At 70.1% G+C, this 13,268-nt stretch carries 11 protein-coding genes; 2 read left to right on the top strand and 9 right to left on the bottom strand.

The annotated features are described in order from the left end of the window. The first annotated feature begins 126 nt into the window (after positions 1 to 126). Positions 127 to 1,497 (top strand): glycosyltransferase family 4 protein, encoded by a 1,371-nt coding sequence (locus DEJ17_RS07245; RefSeq protein ID WP_110892753.1) that lies wholly within the window; start codon positions 127 to 129, stop codon positions 1,495 to 1,497. Further along, positions 1,494 to 2,948, top strand: coding sequence for a glycosyltransferase family 2 protein (locus tag DEJ17_RS07240; RefSeq protein WP_110892752.1), 1,455 nt, complete (start codon positions 1,494 to 1,496; stop codon positions 2,946 to 2,948). The genes DEJ17_RS07245 and DEJ17_RS07240 overlap by 4 nt, the downstream gene beginning before the upstream one ends. A gap of 59 nt (positions 2,949 to 3,007) precedes the next feature. On the opposite strand, the gene DEJ17_RS07235 is transcribed toward DEJ17_RS07240, so the two are convergent. From DEJ17_RS07235 to ftsZ, 9 genes are all read right to left on the bottom strand, one after another. Then, complete coding sequence (locus DEJ17_RS07235; protein WP_110892751.1) at positions 3,008 to 3,784, bottom strand: hypothetical protein; 777 nt, start codon at positions 3,782 to 3,784, stop codon at positions 3,008 to 3,010. An 11-nt stretch (positions 3,785 to 3,795) separates the two neighbouring features. Continuing rightward, complete coding sequence (gene dnaE, locus DEJ17_RS07230; RefSeq protein ID WP_375342563.1) at positions 3,796 to 7,275, bottom strand: DNA polymerase III subunit alpha; 3,480 nt, start codon at positions 7,273 to 7,275, stop codon at positions 3,796 to 3,798. 634 nt (positions 7,276 to 7,909) lie between these two features. Next, positions 7,910 to 8,839, bottom strand: a complete 930-nt coding sequence (locus DEJ17_RS07225; RefSeq protein ID WP_110892749.1) for an RluA family pseudouridine synthase — start codon at positions 8,837 to 8,839, stop codon at positions 7,910 to 7,912. Then, the gene (gene lspA / locus DEJ17_RS07220; RefSeq protein ID WP_258366697.1) at positions 8,836 to 9,504 is read right to left on the bottom strand and encodes a signal peptidase II; all 669 of its coding nucleotides are present in this window, start codon (positions 9,502 to 9,504) and stop codon (positions 8,836 to 8,838) included. Before lspA ends, DEJ17_RS07225 begins: the two co-directional genes overlap by 4 nt. Before the next feature lie 2 nt (positions 9,505 to 9,506). Then, positions 9,507 to 10,187, bottom strand: a complete 681-nt coding sequence (locus DEJ17_RS07215; protein ID WP_181421098.1) for a DivIVA domain-containing protein — start codon at positions 10,185 to 10,187, stop codon at positions 9,507 to 9,509. A gap of 185 nt (positions 10,188 to 10,372) precedes the next feature. Then, complete coding sequence (locus DEJ17_RS07210) at positions 10,373 to 10,669, bottom strand: YggT family protein (RefSeq protein ID WP_110892747.1); 297 nt, start codon at positions 10,667 to 10,669, stop codon at positions 10,373 to 10,375. A 65-nt stretch (positions 10,670 to 10,734) separates the two neighbouring features. Next, on the bottom strand, positions 10,735 to 11,319 hold the full coding sequence (locus tag DEJ17_RS07205; RefSeq protein WP_110892746.1) for a cell division protein SepF: 585 nt from the start codon (positions 11,317 to 11,319) through the stop codon (positions 10,735 to 10,737). A 41-nt stretch (positions 11,320 to 11,360) separates the two neighbouring features. Further along, the gene (locus tag DEJ17_RS07200; protein WP_110892745.1) at positions 11,361 to 12,083 is read right to left on the bottom strand and encodes a YggS family pyridoxal phosphate-dependent enzyme; all 723 of its coding nucleotides are present in this window, start codon (positions 12,081 to 12,083) and stop codon (positions 11,361 to 11,363) included. Positions 12,084 to 12,090: 7 nt separating this feature from the next. Continuing rightward, positions 12,091 to 13,251, bottom strand: coding sequence for a cell division protein FtsZ (ftsZ, locus tag DEJ17_RS07195; protein WP_027465251.1), 1,161 nt, complete (start codon positions 13,249 to 13,251; stop codon positions 12,091 to 12,093). Positions 13,252 to 13,268 lie beyond the last annotated feature (17 nt).

The following is a 13,268-nucleotide window of genomic DNA, read 5'->3' as shown; positions in this document are numbered from 1 at the left end:
CACAGGGATTCAGGGACGAGACATTCTCGCACAAACGTTGCACAAGCCACGTTCGCCGCGACGAACGCTGTCCACAGCGGGTGCCTGGCGCACGAACACTTGGTGAAACCTCAGTAGAGTCAATGGGTGATCGTCAGTTTCGCCAACCACTCCACCGCGCCGGTGAACCTCGGTGGGGCGGAGCGGTCGCTCCTCCGGTTCGTGGAGGACTGGCAGGCGATCGACCCGACGATGACCCCGACCTTCATCACGAAGGCACCGCGCGGCAAGTTCATCGAGGCCCTCGATGCGCGCGGCTGGTCGTACGAAGCCCTCCGGTTCCGCGGGTGGGCACTGCCGAGCCCGCAGCCGGCTCCCGCGGCGGAACGCGCCGCCTTCGCCACCGTTGACTACGCGGCAGTGAACGCCATCATCCGGCTGTACGAGCGTCAGCGACCCGACCTCGTCGTCACCAACACCCTCGTCGCTCCATGGGCCTCCTTCGCGGCCGCCGTCCTCGGGATCCCGCAGGCCTGGTTCGTCCGCGAGTACGGGGACCTCGACCACGGCCTGCAGTTCCAGACCGGGCGCGGGGGCGTCCTCGGCGACATCGGGCTCCTGTCCGGTGCCGTCATCACGAACTCCGAGGCGATGCGCGAGCACCTGGCGCAGTACATCCCCGCCGACAAGCTCTCCGTCGCGTACCCGACGGTCGACACGAGCCGGCTCCTGGCGACGAAGGACGACACACCTGCCGTCATCCCCTTCCCCCAGCCCGAACCGGGCCTCCGGATCACGGTCCTCGGCCGCGTCGAGGAGTCCAAGGGGCAGCACCGCGTCATCGATGCGCTCGGTGCGCTGCGGCGGCGTGGCGTGACCGCGAGCGTCTGTTTCGTCGGCAGCTGGAAGCACCCGGGCGAGGACCAGCGACTCACCGACCGTGCCCGCACGCTCGGTGTCGCCGAGCACGTGGTCTTCGCAGGCGAACAACACACGCCCGCACCCTTCATCCAGGCATCGGACGTCTGCGTCACCCCCTCCACCATCGAGGCCTTCGGTCGCACCACGGCCGAGTACATGACGCTCGGCAAGGCGGTCGTCGCGACCCGCCAGGGCGGCAGCGCGGAACTGGTCGAGCCCGGCGTCACCGGCAGGTTGTTCGACGCCGACGACACGGATGCCCTCGCTGACGCCCTCGCCACCTACGCGGCAGACCCGGAGGCGGCCAGGAGGCACGGCTCGGCTGCCCCGGATCGTCTCGCCGCCGTCACGGGTGCGGGCCACGACAACGCGGCGGCCATCGCACGCCTGGTCGCGTTGGTCGGTACCGAGGGCTACCGGCTCCCCCAGGCCGCGCGCTACTGGTTCGAGCTGCCCGGCGCGTACGCCTCGCTCGGTGCGACGAGTGCCAGAGCCGCCGTCGGACTCCTCGCGAGCCGCGTGCGGTCCCGCTCCGGGGCCGTCGGCCGACTCCTCGCCCAGCCGGGCGTCGCCGTCCGGAAGCTGGCTCGCCGATGACGCGCGACCGTCGTCCGGTCACGATCGTCGTCCCGGTCTACGACGACCTCCCCGGGCTCGAACGCTGCATCGAAGCACTGCTCGAGACGGTCGACTTCTCTGTCGACCGCGTGCTCCTGGCGAACGACGTGGGTCCCCGGGTCGACACGATCGAGGCCCGGGTGCTCGAGCTCGTCGGTGACCACGAGGGCTTCGAGTACACGCGCAACAGCCGGAACCTCGGCTTCGTCGGCAACTGCAACCGAGCCGTCCTCGAACTCGACAACACGGGCAACGACGTCCTGCTCCTCAACAGCGACACCGTCCCGATGCCCGGGTTCCTCGACGAGATGACCGCGGTCCTGGCCTCGGACGACTCGATCGGTGTCGTGTGTGCGAGGAGCGACAACGCCACCATCGCGTCCTTCCCCTACGCGCGGCGGAACCCGCGAGCGAGCCTCGCACCGCGCCGCACTCGCGAGCTGCACGGCCGGACGAAGTACCTGCTCCCGCGGCACACGGTGGCCCCGGTGGCGATGGGCTTCTGCTTCCTCATCCGGCGCGAGATGGTCGAGCGCTTCGGGTTGTTCGACGACGTCTTCTCCCCCGGCTACGGCGAGGAGAACGACTTCTGCCTGCGGATCAACGAGCACGGCTTCACCTCGGTGTTGGCGAACCGCGCGCTCGTCCTGCACACGGGCTCGACGAGCTTCAGCGGGGATCGCGGTCCCTCGCTCCGACTCGAGCACGAGCGCATCCTGCTCGAGCGCTACCCCTTCTACGGAGGCGCGATCGCGCTCTTCCTCGCCCGGTACCGTGACGCCGTCGACGTGTTCGCCGATGCGTTCCTGCCCGACGACGACGTCGTCCGGGTGGCGCTGCACCTGCCAGCCGACCTGACCGACGAGGTCGTCGCCCGGGTGCGCGGCACCCTCGCTGCTGCGCCGGACGACGTCGTCGTCACGGTCATCGTCGCGAAGTCGCAGATCCGGGATGCCCGTGAAGCCTTCCCGGGCGCTGCGATCGCCGTCGGAGGGCGGCCACGGCAGATCTTCGACGTCGCGGTCGCGCTCGGAGCACTGACCACGTTCGCGCAGCTCTCCGCGCTCAACGCGAACGCTCCCCGCTGGATCCTCGTCGACCCCGTGTCACACGACGTCCGCTGGTCGTACGCGGTCGCGAACCACCGCGCGTCGGCGATCGACCGCATCCTGCGCCGTTTCGAGAACCAGAGCACGACCTGGCGCGACGGGGAAGACCTCGTCCGGCTCGTCCGCACTGCCGCTGCGAACGAGATCGACCCGGTGTCCCTGCGCGCTCGCTGGCACGCGGTCTCGGACATCGCCGAAGCGACCGGCCTGCTGGTGCACCGCGCGACGGTGTCGATCCGACGCCTCGCCGCGCTCACCTTCGGAGCACGCAACCCGCGCATCGTCGCCCGCCTCCGCGCGTTCGCCGGTCGCGGCGCTTGAGAAGCGACCGCTGAGCGGACGGGAGGCCCGTGGCGGGCCCGTCCCGCGCCTCCGGTCCGTCAGACCAGTGCGTCGATGACCGGACGGTGACGGTCCGCCCCGTCGACATCCCACACGTCCAGCAGGACCAGCGTCGTGATGCGGAACGCGAGCGCGCGCACCAGGAGCTGCTCCCACTCGGCGACGCCGTCGCCGAGTGGGAGCAGTCGGCTGACGGACACACCGTGCCAGCAGGCCGCGTCCACCGCAGCGACGGCGGCGCCGAGCCCCACCGGGCGCCAGTACGGCGGCCAGTCGATGACGACGGGCGGTCGCGCCGGCGCGAAGAGCACGTTGCCGAGCAGGTCGCCGTGGACGAGCTGGGACGGCGACACGACGGGGCGGAACGCGGCGGCGAGGCGGTCGAGCGACGGCTCCCGGGGCAGGCGGGCTTCGGCCCACACCATGCGGTCCGCGCGGCTCCACGCGTCGTCGGAACGGTCGAGGAACGCCGGGCGGTCGAGGTGGGCGACGGCACGGTGGAAGGCGTCACCGGCGCGGATGACGTCGGCGACGCGGGTCTCGTCGGCGCGGGCGTCGAGCCACTCGAGCGCCTCCCAGCCGCCCGACCGCCACGTGCCGTCGCTGGCGGCGACCGGGCGAGGCGCCCGGAAGTCCGGCGTGTGGCGCAGGTCCGCGAGGACGCCGGACCGCCAGTCGGACTCGACCGGTTCGTCGTGCGGCCGGAGCACGATCGAACCAGCACGCCAGGTCCGCCCGCGGCCTCCGGGAAGCCGCACGGGCGTGGCCGCCCCCGCCCCGAACGCTCGCAGCACGGGGCTGGGCGGACCGGTCATGGTCGACGCTCCTAGACCAGGCAGCGCGGTCCGAGCAGGCTCTTCAGCTCGCCGAACAGGTCCGGGGTCAGGTTCACCGGGAACGGCAGCTCGAAGGTGCGCGCGACGTCGTCCTTGAGCAGCTTCAGCCGGACCTCGGTGTCACCCTGATGGCGGCCGAGCACGGCGGCGAGTTCCGTCACCGTGGTCGTCGTGGCCTGTCGTTCGGGCAACGACAGCGTGAGCGGGCCGGAGCCCATCGCGTCGCCGACGTTCGGCTGGAACATGCTCACCGCGTGCAGGGCCTTGCCGTCGTCGCGCACGTTGACGCGGCCACGGAGCACGACGATCGAGTCGGGCACCAGCGACGGGCCGAACTCCTGGTAGGTCTTGCCCAGGAACATCACACCGATCTGGCCCCCGAAGTCCTCGATGTCGACGATGCCGTACGGGTTGCCGCTCGTCTTCGCCACACGGTGCTGCACGCTCGTCAGCAGGCCGGCGACGGTGACCGTCTCACCCTCGATCGAGTCGTCGGCGGTCAGCAGGTCGGCGATGGTGATCGACTGGTGCTTCGCGAGCTCGATCTCGAGCCCGGCGAGCGGGTGGTCGGACACGTAGAGCCCGAGCATGTCGCGCTCGAACGCGAGCTTGTCGCGCTTGGACCACTCCGGGCGGTCCGGCACCTGGGACACCGCGGCGCTCGGGGCGTCCTCGGCTGCCTCGGCGAAGAGCGAGTCGAAGTCGAACCCGACGTTGCCGTGGGCCTCGTCGCGCTTGACCTTGACCGCGCCCTCGACCGCGCCCTCGTGGATCTCCACCAGGGCACGTCGGGTGTCGCCGAACTCGTCGAAGGCACCGGCCTTGATGAGCGACTCGACCGTGCGCTTGTTCGCCGACGAGATCGGGATCTTGCGCAGGAAGTCGTGGAACGACTCGAAGGCGCCCTTCTCGGTCCGGGCCTTGACGATGTCGTCGACGACGTTGAACCCGACGTTGCGGATGGCACCCATGCCGAATCGGATGTCGTCGCCGACTGCGGCGAAGAAGCCGATCGACTCGTTGACGTCCGGCGGCATGACCTTGATGCCCATGCGGCGGCACTCGTTGAGGTACAGGGCGAGCTTGTCGCGGGCGTCGCCGACCGAGGTCAGCAGGGCGGCCATGTACTCGGCCGGGTAGTGCGCCTTGAGGTACGCGGTCCAGAAGGACACCACACCGTAGGCGGCGGAGTGCGCCTTGTTGAACGCGTAGTCGGAGAAGGGCAGCAGGATGTCCCACAGCGTCTTGATCGCCGCGTCGGAGTACCCGTTGTCCTTCATGCCCTGCTGGAAGCCCGCGTACTGCTTGTCGAGCTCGGACTTCTTCTTCTTGCCCATCGCGCGGCGGAGGATGTCCGCCTGGCCGAGGGAGAACCCGGCGACCTTCTGCGCGATGGCCATCACTTGCTCTTGGTAGATGATCAGGCCGTAGGTGGTGCCGATGATGTCCTTGAGGGGCTCTTCGAGCTCCGGGTGGATCGGCGTGATCGGCTGCTCGCCGTTCTTGCGGAGCGCGTAGTTCGTGTGCGAGTTCGCGCCCATGGGGCCCGGACGGTACAGGGCGATGAGCGCGGAGATGTCCTCGAAGTTGTCTGGCTTCATCAGCCGCAGCAGGCCGCGCATGGGCCCGCCGTCGAGCTGGAACACGCCGAGTGTGTCACCGCGCTGCAGGAGCGCGTACGCCTCGGGGTCCTCGAGGCCCATGTTCTCGAGGTCGAGTTCCGTCCCACGGTTCGTCTTGATGTTGTCGAGGGCGTCACTGATGATCGTGAGGTTGCGCAGCCCCAGGAAGTCCATCTTGATCAGGCCGAGCGACTCCGCTGCCGGGTAGTCGAACTGCGTGACGATCTGGCCGTCCTGCTCCCGCTTCATGATCGGGATGATGTCGATGAGCGGGTCGCTCGACATGATGACGCCGGCTGCGTGCACGCCCCACTGGCGCTTCAGCCCCTCGAGCCCGAGTGCGGTGTCGAAGACGGTCTTCGCCTCCGGGTCGGTCTCGACCACGGTGCGGACGTCGACGGCTTCCTTGTAGCGCGGGTGGTCCTTGTCGAAGATCCCGGTGAGCGGGATGTCCTTGCCCATCACGGGCGGCGGCATCGCCTTGGTGAGCTTCTCGCCCATGCCGAACGGGAACCCGAGGACGCGCGAGGAGTCCTTCAGCGCCTGCTTCGCCTTGATCGTGCCGTACGTGACGATCTGCGCGACGCGCTCCGACCCGTACTTCTCGGTGACGTACTTGATCGCCTCACCGCGGCGCCGGTCGTCGAAGTCGACGTCGAAGTCGGGCATGGAGACGCGGTCCGGGTTGAGGAACCGCTCGAAGATCAGGCCGTGCCGGATGGGGTCAAGGTCGGTGATGCGCATCGCGTACGCCACCATCGAGCCGGCACCGGAACCACGGCCGGGTCCGACGCGGATGCCGTTGCGCTTCGACCAGTTGATGAAGTCCGCGACCACCAGGAAGTAGCCCGGGAACCCCATCTGGTTGATGATGCCGACCTCGTAGTCGGCACGGTCCTGCACCTCTTTCGAGATGCCGCCCGGGTACCGGTACTCCAACCCCGCCGCGACCTCTTTCTCGAACCAGGAGTGCTCGGTCTCACCCTCGGGGACCGGGAACTTCGGCATGTAGTTGGCCGAGGTGTCGAACTCGACGTTGCAGCGTTCCGCGATGAGCAGCGTGTTGTCGCAGGCCTCGAGGTTGTCGCGGAAGACGTGCCGCATCTGCGCCGGGGTCTTCAGGTAGAACTCGTCGGCGTCGAACTTGAACCGGTTCGGGTCGTTCAGGGTCGAGCCGGACTGCACGCAGAGCAGGGCCGCGTGCGACTTGGCGTCGTGGGCGTGCGTGTAGTGCAGGTCGTTCGTACCGACCAGCGGGATGTCGAGGTCCTTCGCCAGGCGGATCAGGTCGCTCATGATCCGGCGCTCGATCTCGAGCCCGTGGTCCATGACCTCGGCGAAGTAGTTCTCCTTGCCGAAGATGTCGCGGTAGTCCGCGGCCGCCTGCACTGCTTCGTCGTACTGGCCGAGACGCAGGCGCGTCTGGATCTCCCCCGAGGGGCAGCCCGTCGTGGCGATGATGCCCTGGTGGTACTCCTGCAGGAGCTCGATGTCCATGCGGGGCTTGAAGTAGTAGCCCTCGAGCGACGCTTTGGACGACAACCGGAACAGGTTGTGCATGCCCGTCGTGTTCTCGGCGAACATCGTCATGTGCGTGTACGAGCCGGCGCCGGACACGTCGTCGCCACCACCGTCACCCCAGCGCACACGGGTCTTGTCCGAGCGGTGTGTGCGGGGCGTGATGTACGCCTCGGTCCCGATGATCGGTTTGACGCCACCGGCCTTGGCCGCCTTCCAGAACTCGAAGGCGCCGAACATGTTGCCGTGGTCGGTCACCGCCACGGCGGGCATCCCCTGCGCGGCGGTCTCCGCCACGAGGTCGGAGAGCCTGGCGGCACCGTCGAGCATCGAGTACTCGCTGTGCACGTGCAGGTGGACGAAGGAGTCGGAATCCGACACGGAACCTCCGGTTCGTACGGTGTGCTGCGGGTTGGGAACAGCCTAACCTCGGCCGCCCACATTCCCGCGCGCGTCGAGGCGGACGCCGGGAGCGAGGCGGGGCCGCACCGCGCCTCCAGGCCGTGGTCCGGTCGCGACATGCGCGGGGCGCGCCGCCGAGTGGGCGGGACACGCCGCGCGCAGGCCGCCGCGGGTGCGGAAAGCGTCGCCTGCCGGCGCCCCAGCCGCCAGTTCGCGACCCCTCGGCGCAAGCGGCCGGGAATGCCGCGACACGCGCGGGGCGCGCCGCCGAGCGGGCAGGACGCGCCGCGCGCGGGCCCCCGCGGGTGCGGGAAGTGTCGCCTGCCGGTGCCGCAGCAGACAGTTCGCGACCCCTCGACGCAAGCGGCCGGGCGCGTCGGCCTGGAGGCGCGGGGCGGGACCGCACCGCGCCTCCAGGCCGACAGCCGGTCACGACGCGCGCGGGGCGCGCCGCCGAGCGGGCAGGACACGCCACACGCTCGCCCCCGCGGGGGCGGGAAGCGTCGCCTGCCGGCGCCCCAGCCGACAGTTCGCGACCCCTCGACGCATGCGGCCGGGCGTGTCAGAGCGACGCGCTCCGGATCTGCTCCAGCGCGGCCTGCAGGTCGTCCGGGTACTGCGCCTCGAACGAGACCCACTCGCCCGTGCGGGGGTGGTCGAAGCCCAGCCGGACGGCGTCGAGCCACTGGCGCGTCAGCCCGAGCTCGGCCGCGAGCACCGGGTCGGCGCCGTACATCGTGTCCCCGACGAGCGGGTGGCGTGTCGCCGCCATGTGCACCCGGATCTGGTGGGTGCGCCCGGTCTCCAGGTGCACCTCGAGCAGGGTGGCGGAGCGGAAGGCCTCGAGCGTCTCGTAGTGGGTGACGCTCGGCTTGCCGTCGGAGGTGACCGCGAACTTCCAGTCGCTCGACGGGTGCCGGCCGATCGGGGCGTCGATCGTGCCGGAGGTGGGGTCGGGGTGGCCCTGCGCGAGCGCGTGGTAGACCTTCTCGACCGTGCGCTCCTTGAACGCGCGCTTAAGGGAGGTGTAGGCGAGCTCGGTCTTCGCGACCACCATCAGGCCCGAGGTCCCGACGTCGAGGCGGTGCACGATCCCGGCGCGTTCGGCGGCACCGGAGGTCGCGATCGTGAAGCCGGCGGCGGCGAGGCCCCCGGGCACGGTCGGCCCGTCCCACCCCGGCGAGGGGTGCGCGGCGACGCCGACGGGCTTGTCCACGACGACGATGTCCTCGTCGTCGTGCACGATCGTCATGCCCGGCACGGCCGCCGGCACGATGCACGGCGGCTCCTTCGGGGTCCACTCGACCTCGAGCCAGGAGTCGACATGGAGCCGGTCCGACTTGTCGACGGGCACCCCGTCGACGCGGACGCCCCCGGCGGCGACGACGTCGGCCGCGAACGACCGGCTGAAGCCGAGGAGCTTCGCGATGGCGGCGTCGACGCGCTCACCGGCGAGCCCGTCGGGCACGGGTAGGGAACGCGACTCGCTCACGTGGCGTCGTGGCCCAGCGTGTCGCGACGGTCGCGGTCGTCCGGACTGGAGGCTCGCGTCGGCTCGTCGACGCCGGCCGGGGCCTCCGAGAACGCGGCCCCGCCGTCGAGCGGCTCCGCCGCGTCGAGCTGCGCCTGGCGCTTGGCCGAGAGCGTGCGGGTGCCGTCGAGGTTCACCCCGAAGATCACCAGCAGCACGAAGACCACCATGCTGATGCAGATGAAGGAGTCGGCGACGTTGTAGATCGCCGGCATCATCCACGGCGTCGAGATGAAGTCGACGACGTGGCCGCGACCGAAGCCGGGCTCACGGAAGAGCCGGTCGAGTAAGTTGCCCAGCGCGCCGCCGAGCAGCATGCCGAGCACGATGGCCCACCACATCGACCGGATGCGACGCGAGTACACGATGATCGCGACGACGACCGCGGCCGAGATGACCGAGAACACCCAGGTCATGTTCACCGCGAACGAGAACGCGGCCCCCGGGTTCCGGACGTACAGGAACTGCAACGCCCCGCCGAGGACCGGGACGGGGGTGCCGTACGGCAGGTTCGCGACGACCAGCGTCTTGGCGACCTGGTCGAACGCCACCACCACGACAGCGGCGAAGGCCAGTGCCGCGATCGCGCGGACACTGACCTTCGCTCGTGATGCTGGTCGCGACAACGTCAGTTGCCGAAGCCCTGCGCCGAAGCCGGCGCCGGGGTGAGACCGGACTGCTCGCCCGAGGAGTCGAGCTCGGAAAGCTGCCCCTGGATGTAGCTCTTGAGCTGCGCACGGTAGTCGCGCTCGAAGGTCCGGAGCTCGTCGATCTTGCCCTCGAGCTGGCGCTGCTCCTGCTCGAGCACCGCGACACGCTGACGGTTCGTGTTCTCGGTGTCGGCGATGATCTGGCGCTGCTTCGCCTCGGCCTCGGAGACCAGGCGAGCCGCCTGGGCCGTGCCCTCGGCGATCAGCGCGTCGCGCTTCTCGATGCCCTCGCGGACGTGCTCCTCGTGGAGACGACGCGCCAGGGTCAGGAGGTTCGTGGTGCCCTCGGTGTCCTCGTCGGCGGGGACCGTCGTGGTCGGTGCCGCCGCTGCGACCGGAGCGGGCTCCGGAGCTGCCTCGACCGGGGCCGGGGTGGGCTCCGGCTCGGCTGCGGGAGCGGGCTGCTCGGCCTGCGCCGGCTGCGGGGCCGACTCGGCCGCCTGCAGGCGCTGGCGGAGCTCGTCGTTCTCCGCGGTCAGGCGACGGAGCTCGACCACGACCTCGTCGAGGAAGTCGTCGACCTCGTCCTGGTCGTAGCCCTCGCGGAACTTCGTCGGCTGGAACCGCTTGTTGACTACGTCTTCCGGCGTCAAAGCCATTGCCGTCACCTCAATAGAACTGCTGAACGTGTGGAACCGCGTGCGGTGCGACCGAATGTACCAGTCGTGCCGTGCGGTGCGGATGCGCCACCGGAGCGGGCATCGATCCCGACCACCGTACACCGACGATGGGGCGGAATCGTGACCTGCGCCTGGCGTGGCGCGTGTCGCGGACGGGAGTCCGCTCAGATACTGCGTGCCAGAGCGGCCACGACGAACCGGGCGATGATGACCACGAGCATCACGATCGTCCAGCCGAAGTCGAGCGCCACCGGCCCCAGACGGAGCGGCGGGAGCACCCGTCGGACCGCACGGATGGGTGGATCGGTGATCGTGTACACGAACTCGGACACCACGAGCATGCCCCCGCGCGGCCGCCAGGACCGGTTGAAGCTCTGCACGAGGTCGAGCGCGAAGCGCCCCCACATCACGAAGAAGTAGAGGAGCAGCGCGAGGGAGATGATCCCTAGGATCACGGACACGATGGGGCTCGCTCGTCTCGGGCGAGCGTCGCCGGGCGACGCTCAGGGCGGGTGGCCGGTACGGCTCAGGACTGGGCGAAGAAGTTCGCCTCGATGTCGGACTCTACCTCAGCAGGCTCACCGCTCACTGCGACGTGCGCCGGCGACAGGAGGAAGACCTTGTTCGTGACGCGCTCGATCTTGCCGAAGAGGCCGAGCGACAGCCCGGAGGCGAAGTCGATCATCCGTCGGGCGTCACCCTCGGTCATCTGCGAGAGGTTGATGATGACGGGGATGCCGTCGCGGAAGCTCTCGGCGATGGACTGGGCGTCCTTGTACTCGCGCGGGTGGACGGTGAGGATCTCGTTCATTTCCTGGACCGGGGTCGCCTTCTGTGCAGTCGTGTGCGAGCGGCGGAGCGGAGTGACCTGGGCGCCGCGCTGGTGGGTGTGCGTCTTGGTGGGAGCCGGCGCCGCTGCGGGAGCGGCAGCCGGGGCTGCTGCCGCGACGGGGGTCTCCTGCGGTTCGGCGGGCGCGGGAGCGGCCGCTGCGGCCTGGCGCGCAGAGGCCGCCTGCTGGCGCGCGGGCTCGGCCTGTGGCTCGTCCTCGTAGTCGAGTTCCTCATCGGCGAGGCCGAGGTAGACCATCGTCTTCTTCAGCGGGTTGGCCATGGTTCCTCCGGGGTTCGTGCTCGTGGTGCCCTGCAACGAGGCTAGGGCGCGGACGGCCGGTTTCCCGTGATTGCGGTGCCGATCCGCAGGTGTGTCGCGCCCTCGAGGATCGCCTCGGCGTAGTCGCCGCTCATGCCGGCGGAGATGTCGGTCGCACCGGGCTCCAGCGCCACGACCCGTTCGGAGATCGACCGGAGCCGGGCGAAGGCCGCTCGGGGCTCCTCGTCGAGGGGCGCGACCGCCATGACACCCCGCAGCCGGATCGTCCCGGTGGCCAGCACACGCGACACCATGGCCTCGACGTCGTCCGGCTGCACCCCGCCACGACCGGCGTCGTCGGTGAGGTTCACCTGGACGAACCCGTCGATCACCGGCGGGTCCGGCTCGGCTTCGGTCGGGGCGAACGCGTCGACGACGGAGCCACGGTCGAGCGACTGCACGACGTGGGCGTACCGCCTCGCCTGCCGGGCCTTCTTCGACTGCAGCTGCCCGACGAAGTGCCAGGTGAGGCCGAGGTCCGCCAGTTCGGCAGCCTTCGCCTGCGCCTCCTGGTGGCGGTTCTCCCCCACGTCCGTCACGCCGAGCGCCGCGAGCTCGCGGACGAGCGACGCCGGGTGGTACTTCGTGACGACGACGAGCGTCAGCTCGTCGGGCGAGCGCCCTGCGACGCGTGCCGCGTCGGCGATGCCGCTCCGGACGGACGCAACGCGCGCCTCCAGTCCGTCGTCGTGAGACGAGGCCTGGAGGCGCGTGCCGGCTACCAAGGGTGGGTTACTTCAGGAAGTCGGGGACGTCGAGCTCGTCGTCGTCGTCGAACGCCGGGTCGGCGGCGCGCTGCACCGGCGGCTGGTGTTCCTGCGAGGCCCAGGACGGGCTCGACGTGGTGGAGTCCTCGATCGCGCCGGTCGAGGCGGCGACGGGCGCCGCGGCGCTCGACTCCGGGTCGACGTAGCTCGAGCGACGTTCCTTCTGCTGCTGCGCTGGCTCGCCGCCGTCGAAGCCCGCGGCGATGACGGTCACGCGGACCTCGTCGCCCAGGGTGTCGTCGATGACCGCACCGAAGATGATGTTCGCCTCGGGGTGCACGGCTTCCTGCACCAGACGCGCGGCGTCGTTGATCTCGAAGATGCCGAGGTTCGAGCCACCCTGGATCGACAGCAGCACGCCGTGCGCACCGTCGATCGAGGCCTCGAGCAGCGGCGACGCGACGGCGAGCTCGGCCGCCTTGATCGCACGGTCGGCTCCGCGGGACGAGCCGATGCCCATGAGTGCGGAACCCGCACCCTGCATGACGCTCTTGACGTCGGCGAAGTCGAGGTTGATCAGGCCCGGGGTGGTGATGAGGTCGGTGATGCCCTGCACGCCGGCGAGCAGGACCTGGTCGGCCGTGGCGAACGCCTCGACCATGGAGATGCCGCGGTCGCTGATCTCGAGCAGACGGTCGTTCGGCACGACGATGAGCGTGTCGACCTCGTCCTTGAGGCCCGCGACGCCGTTCTCGGCCTGGGACTGGCGACGCTTGCCCTCGAAGCTGAAGGGCTTCGTGACGACACCGATGGTCAGCGCGCCGATGGACTTCGCGATGCGCGCGACGACCGGTGCGCCACCGGTGCCGGTGCCGCCGCCCTCACCCGCGGTGACGAACACCATGTCGGCACCCGCCAGGGCCTCTTCGATCTCCTCGGCGTGGTCCTCGGCGGCACGACGGCCGACCTCGGGGTCCGCGCCGGCGCCGAGGCCGCGGGTGATCTCGCGACCGACGTCGAGCTTGACGTCGGCGTCGCTGAGCAGCAGGGCCTGGGCGTCGGTGTTGATCGCGATGAACTCGACGCCACGGAGACCGAGCTCGATCATGCGGTTGACGGCGTTGACGCCGCCGCCGCCGACACCGACGACCTTGATGACGGCGAGGTAGTTGTGGTTCGTGGTCACGTCAGTCAGGCCTCCGG

It is taken from the genome of Curtobacterium sp. MCSS17_011, from assembly GCF_003224275.1.
Lineage (GTDB): Bacteria > Actinomycetota > Actinomycetes > Actinomycetales > Microbacteriaceae > Curtobacterium.
Note: the sequence above shows the minus strand (reverse complement) of the source record. Positions and strands in the feature narration are given on the sequence as shown.